Below are 17,059 nucleotides of genomic sequence, written 5' to 3' on the forward strand. Positions count from 1 at the left end.
CTGGTTAATACTTGGTAGTCAGAATCAATGCTGCTGTCGGCTCAAACACTCCAGCAAACACCCCGGATCCAGCACCTCGTCATTCACATAAATCCCGCGCTCGGCATCGTATGTGCGGATAAACACCCGCACCGTCGCATCCGCCACGGTCGGCAACTGCGAATCGTAGAACTCATGGTCACCCGGAATCACCACAAAATCCTGCGGCGCCGTATCGTCGTAAGGCTTGGGCGGCGTGGAACTCAGTGAATACGGGGCAGGGTGGGCGAAGGGCTGGTTCGGCCCGTAATAATTGAAATTGCTGTCCAGCGCTTGCGCCTGAGTGGCGGCGAGCAGACAGCCGGTCAACAGCAGCCGATCGAGCATATGCATGGCGGCACCTGCGAGTGCGGTTTTCCCCAAGGCTATTAACTATAGCTGCCCACGCCCCCAACGCTCGATCCACATCGGATCCCTGTAGGAGTTGCCGAAGGCTGCGATCTTTTGATCTTGATCCTTAAAAACAAGATCAAAAGATCGCAGCCTGCGGCAGCTCCTACACGAATTGGCTTACATGTTTGCAACAACCGCAATTGCCGGGCTGATCTAGACTCGGATCCGCTCAATCACGAGCATCGTCCGGAGTGCGCCATGGAAGTGCCCAACAATAAAACCGCCATCGAGAGTAATCGACAGGCGTGGAACGATTCCGCCCGCCATCATCAGGATTCGCCTGACTGGCGGGCCTTGCTCGGCGAGGTCGCGCAGGCGGATTTCTCTTGTCTTGATGAGACCCTGAGCGGGTTGCTGGAGGTCGATGGCAAAGATGTGATTCAACTGGGCTGCAACAACGGCCGCGAGAGTCTCTCTCTGTTTGCGCTCGGTGCCAGAATCGTGGTCGGTGTCGATCAGTCGGCGGCGTTTCTCGATCAGGCGCGTGAGCTGAACCAGCGCTCACCGCACAACGCCGAATTTATCGAAACCGATATTCATCATTTGCCGACGTCTTTGCAGAACCGTTTTGATGTGGCGCTGATCACCATCGGTGTTCTCAACTGGATGCCGGACATCGGCGAATTTTTCCGCCATGTCGCTTCAACGCTGAAGCCGGGTGGCAAACTGGTGATCTACGAAACTCATCCATTTCTGGAGATGGTCGATCCCGACGCTGCGGATCCGTACCGCCTCGCCAGCTCGTACTTTCGCGCCGAACCGTTTGTGCAGGAAGAGCCGATTGTCTATGTCGGCAAGGTTGAGCAGCCGGCGGCGAAGTCGTATTGGTTTGTGCATACGCTAGGGGCGATTTTCAGCGGTGCGATCGGAGCAGGGCTGAATATTGCGCACTTCAAGGAATACCCGCATTCGAATCGGGAAGAGGTGTATGACCAGTATCTGAATCAAGCGGCGCAGATGCCGATGTGCTTTACCTTGGTTGCCACCAAGACCTGAAGTTTTCCATTGTGACAAATGGCCTCTTCGCGAGCAGGCTCGCTCCCACATTGGTTTTGTGTACTGCACAGATCCAGTGTGGGAGCGAGCCTGCTCCGGGCGGCGTTCCGACGAAGGCGGCCTCATGACCGCCACAACATTTCAAATGAGAATCAAGCCTGCGCCGCTGCCGTCACTACCGGTCTTTCCGGCTTGCGCAGCGCCTCCAGTCTCGAGTTGCTGTAGTTCGATTCGCGGAAGAAACGCCAGTGTCCGAACAGGTCGTAAACATGCGTGATATGCCCTTGTTCCTGATAGCCCAAGCGAATATGCATCTTCAGGGCCTGTACGTTGGCGTTGTCGCAGATATCCACCACTTTTTTAAAGCCTCGGGCAGCCATGACTTGCCACAGTGCGGTCTGTGCATCGACGGTCAAGCTACTGCCGAAATATTGGCGGGTAATTTCGGCACCGAACTGAAAGTATTCACCGGGCTTGACCGGGAACGTGCAGCGGTAGAAGTGGCGGTCGTAATAGTCGCGAGTGCTGGCCCAGACGAACCCTACGGTGTGACCGTCCTGGTCCAGGTGCATATGCCCCGTATGCCCTTCAGCGGCCAATTCGGCCATGGTCTGCACGCGGTCACCAAAGTACTTGCCGAATGCTTTGGCGTTGTCCTCGGTGATGTCGACTCTGCGCAAACCTTCACAGGGGCGCAGTTTGTTCGGGGCAATCGGCGTGACCAGGTCGCGCTCCATCCACAGCAATTCACGGTGAGCGAAGACGTAACGTTTCCACAGCGCGCCAAGGGTGCGGCGCAGGCCTTTTTGTTTGATGCGCAGAAGCAGACTTTCGATGACGCTCATGATGCCCTCCGAGGCGCTAGCCCAGGTGTGTTGGATGGTGTTGCCGGTTGAGTTTCGGATGTGTTCGCCGCTGTCGAGTTGCCGGCACGCGGTGCGCGCCATTTTTGCAGGGCCGGTTTGACGTGGTGCCAAAGGCGTAGCCCCAGGCCCAGCAGCAAACCGCTCGGGCGCCACGAGTAAAAACTCCAGCGCCAGTGTTCCAGTTGCCCGGTCATGCGTTCGTGCAGTTGATGGCTGGAGTTTTCCAGGCTGACCCGCGACGCATCGATCCAGCGCCAGTGCTCATCCAGCCCCCAGCGAATCCATTCCTCCAGCAACACCCGGCCGCTACCGAGGTCGGCGTATTGCGGCAAAAACGCCAGGTTGTAATCGTAGAGGCGACCCTGCTCGAGGAGGCCGAGGCGATAGCTGATGCAGCGGCCGTTCAGCTCCAGCGTCACGACCCGCACCAGGCCTTGAGCGGCGAGGGCGGTGAAAGCGCTTTGCATCCACTGACGACTGCGTTCGGTGGCGAAAATCCCGACGCCCTCGTCACCTTTCCAACTGACCGACTCGACTTCCTGCAGCGCTTCTAAAATCGTAGGCATCGACAGCGCATCGGGGGTGATTCGCCGCACTTGCGCACCGCATGCGGCAATCCTTTTGCGCGCCCGACGCAGCTTGTAGCGCGGGTCGCCGGAGATCTCCTGATGATCGGTGTCGCTGATCAGATGCACCGGCACCCTGCAACTCAGGCGTCGTTCAGCCGTGGAGCTGCGCGCCGTCCATTCGCTGAGCGCACTTTCTTCACCGGCAGGTTCCGACAGTTCGTTGAGTTGCAGCAGCGCATGGGGCAGATGCTTACGGATCAGCACCAGCGCCTTGTGCATGTCTTCGCGGCCGAGCAACGACAGCAGGGCCAGGCGATCGGCCAGCGGATAACCCAAGTGATGCAAAACGCGAAACGGCACACCAGCGAAGCCTTCGCGACTAACCACCAGTGGCAGGCACAGACGCAATTGCTCTGCTTCCCAGCCGAGCAGAATGTGCAGGCGCTGACCCTCGCCCAGGGCCTGCTCTGCCGCGCACAACCAGCCAAGGTTGTTGAACGGCGTGTGGTCGGCCACATGCAGGCGCAGTGCCTCGTAGGCGGTTGCCGGAAAGTCGGCAGCGCACAGGGACGTGCGCCATTCGAATCGCATCACCATGGGTTCAGGCCGCCGTTGCTGTGACAGGTGGACGGGAAGTTTTACCCAGCGCCGCCAGGCGCGAACCGCTGTAGCGGGTTTCGCGATAGAAGCGCCAGCGGCCGAACAGCGTGTAGATATTCATGATCCGCTGTTGTTCGGTATAGCCCATGCGCAGGTGCAGCTTCAGCGCCGGGGTGTTGCTGGCGTCACAGACATCGACCACTTGGCTGCAGCCTTTCACGGCCATGGCTTTCCACAGGCGCACTTGCACATCGACTGACAATTCGCTGCCCCAATAGGCACGGGTCATTTCGCCACCGAACTCGAAGAACTCGCCGGGTTTCACCGGGAACCGGCAACCGTAGTAATGCCGATCGAAATAGTCGCGCGACGTGCCCCAGATAAACGCCACGGCATCGCCTTGCTCGTCGACATGCATATGCCCGGTGTGACCTTCACTGGCCAGCTCGGCCATGACGCCGACACGGTCGCCGAAGTAACGGGTGAAGGCGCTGGCGTTGTCTGCGGTGATCTCCATTACGCGCAGCGGCGGGTAGGGCTTGAGGTTGTGCGGCGGCACGGGGCTGACCAGATCGCGCTCCATCCACAGCAGTTCCTGATGGGCAAAAATGTACATTTTGCGGATCTTCGCCAAGGTCGCTCGCAGGCCTTTACGACGGATATGTCCGCTGAGTTTTTGTAAAACTTCCATGGTCTCTTCTCCTGATGAGAGTCCCACGCACAGCAAGAAGCTCGCGGGGCAGTACATCGAAGGGCGGTTCATGATGCGCTCCAGTTCAGGGCAAACAGGGTTTGCCCCGGCAATTCGAAACGCACACGCCCGTTTTCGCAGGCGAACGGTATGTCGCGGCTGCGGTTGTCAGCGCCGAAGAAACGCAAGGCGCTTTGATTCAGCGGGCACTTGGCACCGCTCAGATCAACCCGTTGCAGGCGTGTGCCTTTGTTCACCCCGAGCAGTGCACGCTGCTCGTCGCCGGCCATCGCCAGGACATCCACCTCAAAAGCGTCGTTATCCAGTTGCAGCACTTGCGGCAGCCAATGCCGGGCGATGAACTGCTGGGCAAGGCCCACCGGTTTCAGCTCGAAGCGACCATCGTCATGTATGCGCACCATGCCCTTGCCGTAGGGCGGTTCATCGGCTGCCTGAAACCAGTTGAGCATGCTCAGCAGCCCATCCTGAGAGGCGTTGATCACCACCGAGGCCCACCACAGCGCGGTGTAATGGGTTTCCTGATCGTAGGGGCTCAGGGCTGAGCCACTGGACAGATTGGTCTGATCCAGCAGCAACGCTTTGCGTGGCTGACCTTTAGCGTCCAGCCCCACCAGGTCTGCTGCACGGCGCACGCTGTCGCGGTAGACACGGGTCGCCAGCAAGTCGCGAATCATCCATTCATGCCAGGCCAATGCATCGACTTGATCGGCGGATTCACTGAGTAGACGCCGCGCCCAATCGATGCCGCGCTTGTCCGCTGCGTTTTCGGTGAACGGCCCGTTGACCAGCCGCGAGCTGGCCGGCATTGCGATGCGCACGCCTGCCTTGGCGTTGGCTGGGTCGCTGCGCACCTGCCGCGCCATGCTGCTGAAGATCGCAAGGTATTGTTCGTAGCTTGAATAGTTGAGATTAGGTTCGTCGGCGAAACCGATGTAATGCGTGCCTTTGCCACCCAGGGCGCGGGTGCCGGCGAGCCAGGCGTCGAGGCCGCTGTTGCTTTGTGCATCGGCGCGCAGATCGGCCTGACGCCCGGTACCGGCGAGCAGGGTGATGTCCTGGCGAATGCCGAAGCGATTTTGATAAAGCTGACGGAACGCGTCTTCGAAATGCGGATTCTTCGCGGTGACGTCAACGAAGCTGTAGTAGCTCGCAGCGGTGGGTTTCAAGGCATCGAGTACGGCGTGACTGGCTGGCGGCGGTACGAGGTAAGGCAGTGCGATTCCCAGATCCGGGGTGCGTCCGAGAATTTTGTCGTGCAGGGTCAGGTGCGTCTGCCCCGGTTCTGACTGCAAGGGTTTGAGCTGCTGCGGATTCTGCGCAAACAGATTGGCCGTGCCATCGAGCCAGAATGCTGCTTTGCCCCTGCCTTGCAGACGCAGGCGCCAGACCTGCGGTTGTTCGCTGACGGGCAGCGCGACCTGATCGAACTGCCAATAGGCACGATAGGGTTTCAGTGCCAGCGTCAGCATTTGCTCATCGCCGACCCGCTGTGCCTGCAAACCGCTGACGCCGCCATGGAACTTGCCGGCCAGCACCGCGTGTTCGCCGGGTGCGACTCTGAAATACAGCTCAGTGCCGTTACGGACTTCCGCGCTGAAATGCACCTTGGCCGGGGCAAACAGTGCCACGGTTTTTTCGTCATGTTCGATCCGGTAACCGCGGAAACTGTAGCCGGGAATCTCCAGTTGATAACTTGCAGCGCCAGGTGCCAGCGGCCAGCTCTGGCTACCACGGGTTTCATTGGCCTTGATCAGCCGTTCGCCCTGCAGCTTGCCCTGACCGTCGAGCAGGTACAGATGCTCTTCGTTAGCCTCTGCCTGCCACGCCGGCACCCAGCTGACGGTCACGGTGTCCGCGCGATCGGCCTGCAGATACAAACTGCCGTCGCGGATATCGCCCCAGCGCATCGACGCCGCGTAGGCGTCCAGCGACAGGCCGAGACCGAGCAGCAGCGCCAGGCGTTTCATGCTGCCTTCCGACGTTGCAGCATCAACCACATCGGGCTGATGTCGCTGGGCAGGATGATCAAGGTTTGCCAGAACGGCACGTGGCTCAAGCGGCAATAAAGCACCAGCATCGCCACCGTCACCGCCAGATAGGCGATTGATGAAGCCGCCGCTGCACCGACAATGCCGAAGGCAGGAATCAACAGCAAATTCAGCGCCAGGTTGAGCAGAGCGCCGATGCCCATCAGCAACGACACCGTGCCGGGGCGATCCTTGCCAATCAGATCCAGGCGCAGAATGCTCGCATAGCACAGGCCCAGCAGGCCGGGCAGCAACGCGAGCAGCGCCGGATACGCCGGTTGATACGCCGCGCCGAACAAGGTGACGATCAACCATTCGCCGATCACTGCCATGGTCAGGCAGGCGCCGAGCATCACCGTGGCGGTCAGGCGCAGCGCCAGCGGCGTGACCTTGTCCATGCCTTTGTCCTGTTGCAGCAGTCGCTTCATCAGCGGTGTGGTGACCGCTTCCGGAACGATCAGCAACAATTCGGCGGCGGCGCTGGCCATGGCGTAGTGGCCGAGCGCGGTACTGCCCAGCAGGGCGCCGATAAACAAGTAGTCGGAGCGCAGAATGATCTGTTGAAACAGCAGATCCGGATGGCTGCGCGCACTGAATCGCAGCAGCTCGTTCTGGCTCGCACGGTCCCATTGCAGTTGCAGCGGCTGTGCGCGTTTGAGCCACATCCAGCCCACCAGCACCACCAGGCTGATGCCGGCCAGCCAACTGATCAGCGCAGCTTCGAGGGCTGCCTCTTTCCACATCCAGAACAGCGCAATAAACAGCAGCAGCGGCGCCAGGGATTCGATCAGACGCAGAACATTGAAGGCGACCACGCCGCCCGACGCGTTGTGCAAGGTCAGCAAGCCGCTTTTAAGGACTGTCAACGGCACCGCCAGCAGCAACAGCCACGCCAGCAGACCCAGTTGCATCGTGACATCGAGTTCGCTGCCAAACTCTCGCGCCAGCGTGACCACCAGCAAGGTCAGCAGTCCGGCCAGAAGGCAGCCGAACACCAACACCTGCGCGAGCAACAAGCCCATCGGCCGCTGCTTGGCCGCTTGATAACCGACTGCCGAATTCAGCCCGCCACTGGTGGCGGCGCTGATCAAGTCCGGCAAAGTGCTGAGCAGGGCAAACAAACCGCGTTCACTGGGGCCGAGAATCCGCGCCAGCAACACATTGCGCAGCAGGCGCAAGGCAATCATTGCCAGTTTGGTGCCCATGCTCAGCGCCAGGTGCTTGAGGTAGCTACCGCGACTCATGGCCGTGCCCCTCGAAAGATCCGTAGCGACAGCAGCTCTGGATTGCGCGCGGTGCGTTGGCTGACACCGAAGCGCGGCAGGTTCAAAGGATCGCCGACGCCGCGATAGAGTCCACTGGCCGTGCCAAGGGCAAACGGATAGTCGTGATTGGCGACCTGCTCGCGCACCTGTTCATCGTTGTCGCCGTTGGGGTAGCAATACACCGGCAGTGGCCTATTGCAGCCGTTGTGCAAGGCATCGCGGCTGCGGCTGATCTCTTCGCGCAGACGCACTTCATCGAGTCCGGTGAGGATCGCGTGACTGGCGCCGTGCGGGCCGAAACGCACCAGCCCGGACGCTTCCATGGCGCGCACCTGATGCCAGTCGAGGGCTTGCGGCAAGGATTCCGGCGGACACTCAGCGGTCAGGCGTTCAAGTGCCTGCGGTTCAAGACGCTTCAAGCCTTGAAGGTAATGCAGCAGCGCCAGGCTGCGCCGGTCAACATCGATATCGTCGAGCAGCACCGGCAGCGGATGACCGGTGATACGCAGGTGCTCGATCAGGTGCATACGAGCTTTTTCGCCATGGCTGCCCCACAGCGTTTCGCCCACGCTTTCCCACCAGAAGCGTTGCCGGCTGCCGATGAAATCCGTGGAGAGAAAAATGCTCGCCGGCACCTGATGTTTTTGCAACAGCGGATAGGCGTTGACCGCGTTGTCACGCCAGCCGTCGTCGAAAGTCAGCGTCACGCGGGGGCGCTCGGTGCGCAGGGCGCTGGGCTGCAGCAACTCCATCAGCGGCACGCAATCGAAATGCTTGCGCAACCACACCAGCAGGTGTTCGAAAGCCTGTGGGCCGACGCACAGTTCATTGCGGTGCGGCAGGCTGGCGGCGCGGTCGTTGGCCAGCACCCGGTGGAGCATCAGAATGACTCCGGCCCCGTGCAACTGGTTGCGCCCCACTGACGAGTTGAGATAGAGCCAGCCGCTGGTGCGTTTTAGCAGTTGTTTGATCGCCATGGCGTGAGTCCTCTCAACGATTCTGGTCAGGATTCCACTGTGCGTAGCGTTGCCCGCGCAGGAACTGCCACAGGCCGACGCTCATGCCTGCCAGCGTCACCAGCAGGAACGCCGCGAAGCGGAACGGTTTGGGCAAACGGTGTTGCGAATCCAGCAGGCCGGCGATGGCAACCACGTAGCCGATCAATTGCGCGATCAGGGTCAGGCGATAGAAACCGTGCTCGTTCCACAGCCAGAAATTACTCAGCAGCAGCGGCAGCAAGAGAATCGGTGCAAGGCGGCGGATCAGTTTGTGGCTGATCAAGGCAATGGAATACAGGCCGTACTTGAATGGATTCAGCAGTTCGCTGCGTTGCGCCAGGCTTTGCAGGCCACCGACCGTGACGCGCTGGCGGCGGCGCCATTGCTTGCCCGCTTCGTCGACGCCCTGGTCGATCACTTGCGCCTGGGGTACGTAGACGATGCGTTTGCGCGCGACCGGCGCGCAGGTACTGATGAAGAAATCGTCGTTGACCTCGGCCGGCACGTTCTGGAACAGCTCGCGGCGCAAGGCGAGCAGGGCGCCGTCGGCGGAGACCATGCAGCCGGTGCGATTCTCGACCCGGCGCAACCAGCCTTCGTAATGCCGATAGAGGCTGTCGCCGATGCTCAGGCCGCCACCGGTGACCGGGATCACCATGTGCCCGGCGCAGGCACCGACCTGCGGATCGCTCAACGGCGCGAGCAAGTGGCCGAGGGTGTCGCGCGACCATTGGTTGTCGGCGTCGGTGAACACCAGAATGTCGCCGCTGCTCACGGCGACGCCGGCATTCAGCGTGGCGGCTTTGCCTTGGCGCGGCAGGTCGAGAACGGTGATGCGCGGATCGATCACTTTGTGCGCGCAGGCCACGGTGTCATCGCTCGAACCGTCACTGGCGAGAATGATTTGCAGCGTCGCCGGTTGGTAATCCTGGGCCAGCAGTGTGCGCAACTTGTGCTCGATGTGCCGCGCCTCGTTGTGCGCGGCGATGACGATGCTGACGTTCAGCGGCGGTGCCGGCGCGTGCCGCCAGGCCGGGAACAGCGGCGCCAGCAAAGTCAGCAGCAGCGGATAGCCAATGTAGGCGTAGGCCGGCAGCAGAAGGCACAGGCAAAAAATGAATTCAGCCACGGGCGGGCCTCCTGGCGTTCCAATGACACAGACCGAGAATCAATGCCGCGCTGGCCAGGTGCAGGCGCACCCAGTGCAGGCCCCAGAGTTGCAAGGTCAGGTTGACGTTATGGTGGCGAATGCTTTGCCGCACGCTGAGCAACAGACTCGGCAGCAGGCTCAGCAACAGCAGCATCAGCGCTTGCTGCGCATAGCCCGCGAGCAACGCAAAGACCGCCAGAGCATCGAGCAACCACACCAGCAATGACAGCAACGGAAAACGCAGCAGACGCAGGCTCATGCCGTGGGCGCGCAGTAATTGCAGGTGGCTGCCCTGACGCCACAGCTCCTTGCCGATCCATTCGCGCCAGCTCATTTCATAGCCCCAATGCAGGGCGACGCTGGTATTGACCGACAGCAAGCGAGCGCCGTGCCTGCCCAGACGCAGGGTGTACTCCTTGTCCTCACCGGTGCGCAGGGTTTCGTTGAAAGCGCCGACGTTTTCGAACCACTGCCTGCGCATCAGCAGGTTCGCACTGGGCAGCCATTGCACGGTGCGAACAGCGCGGCTCGACGGTCGCAAAGAGCGGCGCTGCCACGCGGCGGCGTACCATGGCGCGGCGGCAGGGGTGTGCAGGTCCAGGCCGAAGACGTCGCCCTGAGCGCTCGCAGCCAGGGCGAACAACGGGTTCAGCCAGTCTTCGGGCATTTCGATATCGGCATCAATGAACGCCAGCCATTCACCACTGGCAACCGCTGCGCCACGATTGCGCAAGGCGCCGATCAGCAGACCGGGCAGCACCAGAACCTGTGCGCCGAATGCGCGGGCGATCTGCGGCCCGTCATCTGTGGAACCGTTGTCGACGACGATCAGTTCACAGTCGATGTCGGCGGCGTTCGCGGCTTTGCGAGCGGCCAGGAGCGTGCGGCCGATGTGCCGTGCCTCGTTGTACATCGGAATGACGATGCTGATCCGGCTCATGCCCTGGCCTCCGGCAACGGTGCTTGCTCGGCTTTCAGGCGCAGCACCCAGGTCAGCGCAAGCATGATCCACAGGTATTTCAGGTTCGGCGCGCTGAGAAACATCAGGAACAACGTCAACGACAGAAAACTCATTCCAAGATGGGTCATCAGGTCTGCTTGCTGCCACTCGCGCCGTTGCAGCCATGCGCGTCGTGCGCGGATCAGGTTGTAGAAACCCTGCGCGAGCATGCCGACGAATAGCAGCCCGGCGGGAATCCCCAATTCGCTGAAAATCTCCAGATAAGTGTTATGCGCCCGGCGATACAGGTCGCCGATCTTGCGGTTGGCCGAGAACGCCTTGGCATAACCGGTGGTTGCGTAGTGCAACGGGAAGGTCCCGGGACCGGAGCCGAGCAGCGGATGCTCGCGGATGATCTGGCTGCCGACGACAATGTAGGAGGCGCGACGGCCGAGGGATTCATCCTGAGCCTTGGCCCCGGCGCTCAAGATACTCAGCGACTGGATGCGCGCCAGGTAACCGGCAGGCATCGCATAAATCGCCAATGGCAACACGATGGCGGCGCCGAGCATGGCGAATCCGAAATGCCGGGGACGGATGTGGGTGAGGTGCTGGCGGTAATGCCAGATCCCGATCGCCAGACTCAAGGCCAGTACCACCAGGCCTGAGCGCGACTCCGTTTTGGTCATGCCGCCGAGCAGCAAAAGGCAGCAGCCCGCCCAGAACAAACGCTGCAGCAGATTCGGGCTACGAATCACCAGCAGCAGGCCCAGCGGCACGGCGAAGGCGATCAGCAGAGCAAAGGCATTCGGGTCTTCGAGCAGGCCGGCGGCGCGGCCCTTGTCTTGGAATCGGCTGGAAAACATCGCCATCGCGCAGGTCGTGCTGACGCTGAGCGTGACCAGCCGGGCGAACAGATCAAGGTTCAGCTCGCGGCCGATCAACAAGGTGATCACGAACAGAATCAGGCCCACGCTCAGTTCACGCAGATGACTCTGTGACATGCCCATGTTGTCGGTGGCGAGCAGGCTCAGCAGATACAGCGCCATGAAGCCGATCAGGTAGCGCCACAGATTGCTGCGCAGGCGCTGCGACGGAATCTGATGCAAGGCCAGTTGCAACGCCAGGATCAGCGCCAGCGAAGCACCGAGGAATTTGCTCCCGGAAAACGCGCTGTCCTTGAAGAATCCTTCAAACGGCACCAGCGCGGCAATGCCCAGCAGGCCCCAGGACGGTTTGCGGTACAGCACCGTGAAACCCAGCAGCCCCAACACTGCCCCCGGCGCCAGATACGGATAAGGACTGACCAGCAAAGCCATGCAGACCAGTGCCAGCAGGCTGACGATCGAGAGCGGGAAAATCATGCGCGTGCCTCCCGTGCCGTGTGGATGTACAGCTGCGACCAGCGTTCGGCCAAAGCCTTGAGGTCGTAGCGTTCCTGTTGTGTGCGTCTGGCGTTCTCACGTAGTTGCGCGGCCAGTTTCGGTTCGGCCAGCAACGTATCGAGCTGACGGGCGAGGGCGATGGTATCGGTCGGTGCGGCGAGCAGGCCGTTGTGGCGATCCTGCAAGACATCGGGAATGCCACCGACCGCGAACGCCACCACTGGCACACCGGCCTGCATCGCTTCGAGCAGAATCATCGGCGTACCCTCGGTGCGCGAGCTGATCACCAGCGCATCGAGTTGCTGCCACCAGCCTTGCATCGCCGTCTGATAGCCCGGCAAGCGAATCCGCCCTTGTAAACCGGCAGCGTCGATACGCGCCTGCAAGGCCTCACGCTCCGGACCGTCACCGAGCATCACGGCGTCCAGTTGCGGATGCTGGTGACACAGAGCAATCAGTGCATCGAGAAACAGATCCGGGCCTTTCTCGCTGCTCAACCGACCGACGTAACCGACCAGCCAGCGTTGTCGTTCCAGCGCCGGCGGCATCGCTGGTGCCGCTGGCAAACCGTTGGGAATCACTTGCAACTTCTCAGCACGGACGCCGGCCTGACGGTGCAGCGCAGCGATGCTTTGCGCTACGCAGACCACCCGTTTCACCGAGGCCGTACGACACAACTGCAGGCTTAGCCAGGTGTAGAGCTTCTGCTTGCGACTGCGCGGGGTGAAACCGTGCTGAGTGATCACCAGCGGCAAGCGCAACAGAGTGGCGCCGAACCAGCCGAACACTAGCCCTTTGAAGTTGTGCGTGTTGAGCAACGGGTTGTCACCACGGTGCTGATGCAAGTGCCACAGCAGTCCGCCGAGCCCGGCACAGCCGCGAGCGTCCACCCCGGCCTCGCGAAAGCGCTCGATCAGCTCTGGTGGGGCGTCGAGGAACAGCACCTGATGCTGCCCCGGCGTCGCCAGGCAATGATCCAGCAACATCCGCTCGGCGCCGTAGAAGCCGCCGCTGCTGAGCAAATGAATGATCGGCAGGGCGACGCACGGGGTGGACGCCGCGTTCAATTGCGCACCCAGTGAACCAGGCTGGGCACGGTCCAGTTCTTGTGCGGATTGCCGGGCTGCGACGTTTCTTCGTTGAGCACCAACAGCACCGGCAGGCCCAGTTCGTGGCTGATTTGCGCTGGATGCTTGAAGCGGTGATCGAAGAACTCACGCACATAGACGAAGGCAATGGCCAGCAGCAGACCGGTGAACAGGCCGAACGGAATGATCAACATCGGCTTGGGAAACGCCGCCTCGGTCGGTTCATACGGCGGACTCAAGACCCGGGCATTGGACAAGTCGTTATCCAGCGCGCGTGTCGTGCTGCTTTCGGCAAAGCGTTGCGCATAGGTTGAAAACGCTGCGTGCAATGCGCCGATTTCGGTGTCCATCTGGCGCAGCTTGCTTTGGGTTTGCTGCAATTGATGGATGCGATTCTTGAACTCGGCAATGCGCGCGGTTTTCTGCTCGATGACCTGGCTGACCACCGACAGGTCGATCGTGCGTTCCTGGATGCGGTTGTTGACCACTTTGAGGAACTGCTGGCGTGTGCGGGCAATTTGCTCGCGGGCCAGCAACATCGGTTCGCTACTGGGCTGAAATATCGCGAGGTCGTTCATATAGCGGCTGACCTGAGTGGTCAGCGCCTCGCCCATCTGCCGGATCTCACGATCCTCGAACGCGATGTTGTCCACCGTAGTGGTGAAGGTGAACGGGAAGGTGTAGTCGTTAAGCTTGTTGGTATTGGCGGTGGCCAGGCTGGTTTTCAGGTAATCGAGCCAGCGCTGGCTTTGCAGCAAGCGATCGCGATACAGGTTGAGTGCCTGCTCTTCGGTGTTGATCGCGTTGAGGCGAAAGGTGATTTCCTCTTTCGGATCGGACGAACCGACGCTTTCCAGCAGGCTCAGCCGCTCGCCTTCCAGACCATCGAGGCGGACCTGATATTGATGCTTCTTGGTCTCGTAGAACGAGTGCGGCAGCTCGATCGATTGCAACGCCTGACGATCGACCAGATAGTTTCGCAGCAGCGTGGCAACGAACGTCGTGCCCTGGGCAGGATCAGGGAAGCTGTAGACGATCGAGATGACATTGGAACCCGGCAGGGTTTCGATCTTCAGATTGTCGATGGCCTCCTGGGTCAAGCCATCCAGTGCTGTGTCGCGCACCGGATCGGTTTCCATGCCCAGTGCATCACGCAGCGGATTGATCACATATTCGCGCAGCGGCGTGCTGACGTAACGCTTGAACGGTTCGGCCAGTTTGCTGAGCATCCCCGGCGGCGGGTTGTACTGTCCCTGGTCGCGCAGTTCGCTGATGGTCTGACGAATCAGCGCCGGCGAACGCAGGATGTTGCTTTCGGTTTCCATGTCCGCCAGCGATGGCGGAATGAAGGTGGCGTTGTCCTGGGTCAGCGAGGTGGTCGCATCGCCCTGAGACAGTTTTTTCGACTGCACGATCACCTGCGCGGTGATATCGAAGCTCTGTTTGAGCATCAGCGGCAGCAACAGCGCGATCACTGCAAAGATCAGGAAGATGCGCTTCACCAGTTGCTTGTTGGCGAAGAAAATCCTGAAGAACTCGTGCAGGTAATTTTCTTTTGGGTTCATGTCGTTCACCTGAGAGTCAGTTGTCACTGCCTTTGTTGTCGACGCGGTAGCCGAAGCTGAACCCCACGCCCTGGAACAGCACCACGTCGGCCAGTTGGCGGGCGAGTTCGCCGGCGCTGGCCAGTTTGGTTTTTGGCACGTAGAGCATGTCGTCCGGTTGCAGGTAGGCGATCTGTGGCGCATCGCCCGACAGGGCTTTCTCTACGTCGTAGTTCATGGCCTGCACCTGATTGCCGTTGCGCCGCATGATCACTACCGAATCGAGCCGCGCCTTGACGTTGGTGCCGCGCGCCAGGGTCAGCGCCTCAAGCACCGACACCGGTCGACGGATCGGGTACGAGCCCGGTTGAGCGACTTCGCCGAGCACGTAGATCTCGTTGCCGGCGGTGGATTTCAGCAGCACATCCACAGTCATCCGTCCCGGCAATTGCGCGTACTTGCTGTTGAGGAAGGTTTCCAGTTGATTGACAGTCATGCCTTGCAGCGGCACAGCGCCGATTTCCGGAAAGCTCGCATAACCGTCGGTGCCGACGGTGATTTCGCGGCTCATGCCGGTGGCCGGGTGGTTCAGCGCGCTTTTGAGGTTTTGCTCGTTGCTCAGCGGGCTGAGAATCTGCACCGTGAGCTGATTGCGGTTGGGCTGGAACAACTGCTTGCGTTGATAGGCGCGCTGGATTTCTTGCCGCGCCTCGTCGCTGGTCAAACCGGCGATTTTCACCGAGGTGTTGGCGCCCGGCAGTTCGATGGTGCCGTCAGGCAGCACCAGTTGCGTGCCGTTGAGCTGACTGGCGGCGGTGAAGTTCAGGCCGATCTGGTCGCCCGACTGGACGCGGTAAGCGTCCGAGCCGCTGGTACTGATGTGGAAAATCACATCCAGCACGTCTTTCGGGCGCAGGGTCTGCTCGACCCTCGGCATGTCGGTGGCCTGTGCATTGGCCGGGGTGGCGGTGAGGATATTCACCGGCATGTTGCGGGTGTCGGTATTGCTGGAGCAGCCTGCAAGCGGCAGCAACAGCAGGACAAGCATTCTGGCGTTCATGGCGTCATCCTTTGTGTTCGCTTACAGGTTTTTGTAAAGCCATTTGGGCATGTAGTACTTGCGCCGGTTGAAGACGCTGCCGACCACTTTTGCCCCGGCCTGGGTCAGGCGTTGCACGGCGGCCTGGGCGACTTCCCAGCGGGTATCTTCGGCACGGACGACAAACACCACGCCATCGACCTGAGTGCTGATGACCAGGGTGTCGGCCGCGGAATACACGGCGTCGCCGTCGATCACCACGAAGCGGTACTGGCTGCCCAACTGGTCGAGCAACGGGCTCAGGCGCTCGGCGGTCAGGTGTTCCATGGTGCGGATCGGCCGGCCATTGGGCAGCACGTGGAAGGGCAGGCTCGACACCTGCACCACGCAGTCCTGCAACAGCGGCGGGTTGTCCGGGTTGAACAGCAGATCGCGCAGACCACGCTCCTTGCCAAGGTTCAATTGCTGCGTGAGGTTGTCGGCCGACTGGCTGGCGTCGACCAGCAGCACCTGGCCGCTGCTCATTTGCGCCAGTTGACTGGCCAGCGCCAAGGCACTGGTGGTGGTTCCCGCGCCAGGGTTGGCAGCGGTCAGGAACAGGATCCGCAGATCGAGATCCAGCACGGTCGAGGTCAGGTTCGATTCGCTGGGGTTGGCGATGCTCAGGCTTTTGTTGGTTGAACCGTCCATTAGCTTGCTCCGTGGCCGCTGAATACTTTGAAAGGGGTTTTCAACAGAATCTTCAGATCAAGCAAAAGGCTCTGCTCGGCGATATAGCTGAGGTCCAACTCAACGCGCTGGTCGAAGTCGATATTGCTGCGCCCGGAGATCTGCCAGAGGCCGGTCATGCCGGGGTAAATGGCCAGGCGCGCGAGGTGATTGTCCTTGTAGCGGTAAGCGTTGAACGAGGTCGGGCGAGGGCCGACCAGGCGCATGTCACCGGTCACCACGTTGATCAGGTTGGGCAACTCATCGAGGCTGGTACGCCGCAGGAAACCGCCGATCCGGGTGATGCGTGGGTCCTTGTCGATCTTGAAATCAATGGCGTCGACCCCGTGCTTGTTGAGGTGCCGCAGCGACTCTTTCAATTCTTCGGCGTTGGCGACCATGGTGCGGAACTTGTACATGCCGAATTTGCGGCCGCGATAGCCGGTGCGTTTCTGCACGAACATCACCGGGCCCGGGCTGCTGAATTTGATAACCAGTGCCAGGCCGATCAACAGCGGCGAGATCAGCAGCAGAATCGTCAGGGCGCCGAAGCAGGCGACCACTCGATTGGTGCGTGACAGTTGCCATGGCCGGCCGCCATCGCGGCCAGTGAACCAACCGCGACCCTGGCGATGAATCGCCGCGTCGAGGCGCATGCGGTGCTCGGGGTCAATGCGCTTGTCACGGCGCATTTCCTGAATCGGCACACCTTTCTCATGTCCAGTCATGGAGTCCTCCAC

General features: G+C 60.9%; 16 protein-coding genes. 1 reads left to right on the forward strand and 15 read right to left on the reverse strand.

Annotated elements, in window-relative coordinates; genetic code table 11:
* Nucleotides 1-24: 24 nt before the first annotated feature.
* Nucleotides 25-372 (reverse strand): hypothetical protein, encoded by a 348-nt coding sequence (locus BK670_RS04455; protein ID WP_093439192.1) that lies wholly within the window; start codon nt 370-372, stop codon nt 25-27.
* 258 nt (nt 373-630) lie between these two features.
* Here BK670_RS04455 and BK670_RS04465 point away from each other — a divergent pair, with 258 nt between their 5' ends.
* Nucleotides 631-1,428, forward strand: a complete 798-nt coding sequence (locus BK670_RS04465; protein WP_123448768.1) for a class I SAM-dependent methyltransferase — start codon at nt 631-633, stop codon at nt 1,426-1,428.
* Nucleotides 1,429-1,580: 152 nt separating this feature from the next.
* Here the strand turns inward: BK670_RS04465 and BK670_RS04475 are convergent, their stop codons facing one another.
* The 14 genes from BK670_RS04475 to BK670_RS04540 all read right to left on the reverse strand — a co-directional run bounded on the left by BK670_RS04475 (nt 1,581) and on the right by BK670_RS04540 (nt 17,047).
* Nucleotides 1,581-2,273, reverse strand: coding sequence for a GNAT family N-acetyltransferase (locus BK670_RS04475; RefSeq protein WP_123448770.1), 693 nt, complete (start codon nt 2,271-2,273; stop codon nt 1,581-1,583).
* Complete coding sequence (locus BK670_RS04480; protein ID WP_123448771.1) at nt 2,270-3,460, reverse strand: GNAT family N-acetyltransferase; 1,191 nt, start codon at nt 3,458-3,460, stop codon at nt 2,270-2,272. Before BK670_RS04480 ends, BK670_RS04475 begins: the two co-directional genes overlap by 4 nt.
* A gap of 4 nt (nt 3,461-3,464) precedes the next feature.
* Nucleotides 3,465-4,154, reverse strand: coding sequence for a GNAT family N-acetyltransferase (locus BK670_RS04485; protein ID WP_123448772.1), 690 nt, complete (start codon nt 4,152-4,154; stop codon nt 3,465-3,467).
* 68 nt (nt 4,155-4,222) lie between these two features.
* A complete protein-coding gene (locus BK670_RS04490) occupies nt 4,223-6,142 on the reverse strand; it encodes a hypothetical protein (protein ID WP_123448773.1) in 1,920 nt (639 codons plus the stop codon).
* Nucleotides 6,139-7,446, reverse strand: coding sequence for an oligosaccharide flippase family protein (locus BK670_RS04495; protein WP_123448774.1), 1,308 nt, complete (start codon nt 7,444-7,446; stop codon nt 6,139-6,141). Before BK670_RS04495 ends, BK670_RS04490 begins: the two co-directional genes overlap by 4 nt.
* Nucleotides 7,443-8,444, reverse strand: coding sequence for a polysaccharide deacetylase family protein (locus BK670_RS04500; RefSeq protein WP_123448775.1), 1,002 nt, complete (start codon nt 8,442-8,444; stop codon nt 7,443-7,445). Before BK670_RS04500 ends, BK670_RS04495 begins: the two co-directional genes overlap by 4 nt.
* 13 nt (nt 8,445-8,457) lie before the next feature.
* Complete coding sequence (locus BK670_RS04505) at nt 8,458-9,594, reverse strand: glycosyltransferase (RefSeq protein WP_123448776.1); 1,137 nt, start codon at nt 9,592-9,594, stop codon at nt 8,458-8,460.
* Nucleotides 9,587-10,555 (reverse strand): glycosyltransferase family 2 protein, encoded by a 969-nt coding sequence (locus tag BK670_RS04510; protein WP_123448777.1) that lies wholly within the window; start codon nt 10,553-10,555, stop codon nt 9,587-9,589. The genes BK670_RS04505 and BK670_RS04510 overlap by 8 nt, the downstream gene beginning before the upstream one ends.
* A complete protein-coding gene (locus BK670_RS04515; RefSeq protein ID WP_123448778.1) occupies nt 10,552-11,919 on the reverse strand; it encodes an O-antigen ligase family protein in 1,368 nt (455 codons plus the stop codon). The genes BK670_RS04510 and BK670_RS04515 overlap by 4 nt, the downstream gene beginning before the upstream one ends.
* A complete protein-coding gene (locus BK670_RS04520; protein ID WP_123448779.1) occupies nt 11,916-13,007 on the reverse strand; it encodes a glycosyltransferase family 4 protein in 1,092 nt (363 codons plus the stop codon). The genes BK670_RS04515 and BK670_RS04520 overlap by 4 nt, the downstream gene beginning before the upstream one ends.
* Nucleotides 13,004-14,593 carry a GumC family protein gene (locus BK670_RS04525; RefSeq protein WP_123448780.1) on the reverse strand — a complete coding sequence of 530 codons (1,590 nt, stop codon included), beginning with the start codon at nt 14,591-14,593 and terminating at the stop codon, nt 13,004-13,006. Before BK670_RS04525 ends, BK670_RS04520 begins: the two co-directional genes overlap by 4 nt.
* A 16-nt stretch (nt 14,594-14,609) precedes the next feature.
* Nucleotides 14,610-15,632 (reverse strand): polysaccharide biosynthesis/export family protein, encoded by a 1,023-nt coding sequence (locus tag BK670_RS04530; protein ID WP_123448781.1) that lies wholly within the window; start codon nt 15,630-15,632, stop codon nt 14,610-14,612.
* A 21-nt stretch (nt 15,633-15,653) separates the two neighbouring features.
* On the reverse strand, nt 15,654-16,301 hold the full coding sequence (locus BK670_RS04535) for a CpsD/CapB family tyrosine-protein kinase (RefSeq protein ID WP_123448782.1): 648 nt from the start codon (nt 16,299-16,301) through the stop codon (nt 15,654-15,656).
* On the reverse strand, nt 16,301-17,047 hold the full coding sequence (locus BK670_RS04540) for a sugar transferase (RefSeq protein WP_123448783.1): 747 nt from the start codon (nt 17,045-17,047) through the stop codon (nt 16,301-16,303). The genes BK670_RS04535 and BK670_RS04540 overlap by 1 nt, the downstream gene beginning before the upstream one ends.
* Nucleotides 17,048-17,059 lie beyond the last annotated feature (12 nt).

It is taken from the genome of Pseudomonas fluorescens (genome assembly GCF_003732425.1).
GTDB classification, from domain to species: Bacteria; Pseudomonadota; Gammaproteobacteria; order Pseudomonadales; family Pseudomonadaceae; genus Aquipseudomonas; species Aquipseudomonas fluorescens_BE.

Bases quoted from the DNA above. Each gene is read 5' to 3' on its own strand.
- BK670_RS04540 (WP_123448783.1), bottom strand. From the start codon at position 17,047: ATGACTGGACATGAGAAAGGTGTGCCGATTCAGGAAATGCGCCGTGAC.
- BK670_RS04455 (WP_093439192.1), bottom strand. From the start codon at position 372: ATGCATATGCTCGATCGGCTGCTGTTGACCGGCTGTCTGCTCGCCGCC.
- BK670_RS04525 (WP_123448780.1), bottom strand. From the start codon at position 14,593: ATGAACCCAAAAGAAAATTACCTGCACGAGTTCTTCAGGATTTTCTTC.
- BK670_RS04495 (WP_123448774.1), bottom strand. From the start codon at position 7,446: ATGAGTCGCGGTAGCTACCTCAAGCACCTGGCGCTGAGCATGGGCACC.
- BK670_RS04500 (WP_123448775.1), bottom strand. From the start codon at position 8,444: ATGGCGATCAAACAACTGCTAAAACGCACCAGCGGCTGGCTCTATCTC.
- BK670_RS04480 (WP_123448771.1), bottom strand. From the start codon at position 3,460: ATGGTGATGCGATTCGAATGGCGCACGTCCCTGTGCGCTGCCGACTTT.
- BK670_RS04485 (WP_123448772.1), bottom strand. From the start codon at position 4,154: ATGGAAGTTTTACAAAAACTCAGCGGACATATCCGTCGTAAAGGCCTG.
- BK670_RS04535 (WP_123448782.1), bottom strand. From the start codon at position 16,301: ATGGACGGTTCAACCAACAAAAGCCTGAGCATCGCCAACCCCAGCGAA.
- BK670_RS04515 (WP_123448778.1), bottom strand. From the start codon at position 11,919: ATGATTTTCCCGCTCTCGATCGTCAGCCTGCTGGCACTGGTCTGCATG.
- BK670_RS04510 (WP_123448777.1), bottom strand. From the start codon at position 10,555: ATGAGCCGGATCAGCATCGTCATTCCGATGTACAACGAGGCACGGCAC.
- BK670_RS04475 (WP_123448770.1), bottom strand. From the start codon at position 2,273: ATGAGCGTCATCGAAAGTCTGCTTCTGCGCATCAAACAAAAAGGCCTG.
- BK670_RS04465 (WP_123448768.1), top strand. From the start codon at position 631: ATGGAAGTGCCCAACAATAAAACCGCCATCGAGAGTAATCGACAGGCG.
- BK670_RS04490 (WP_123448773.1), bottom strand. From the start codon at position 6,142: ATGAAACGCCTGGCGCTGCTGCTCGGTCTCGGCCTGTCGCTGGACGCC.
- BK670_RS04530 (WP_123448781.1), bottom strand. From the start codon at position 15,632: ATGAACGCCAGAATGCTTGTCCTGCTGTTGCTGCCGCTTGCAGGCTGC.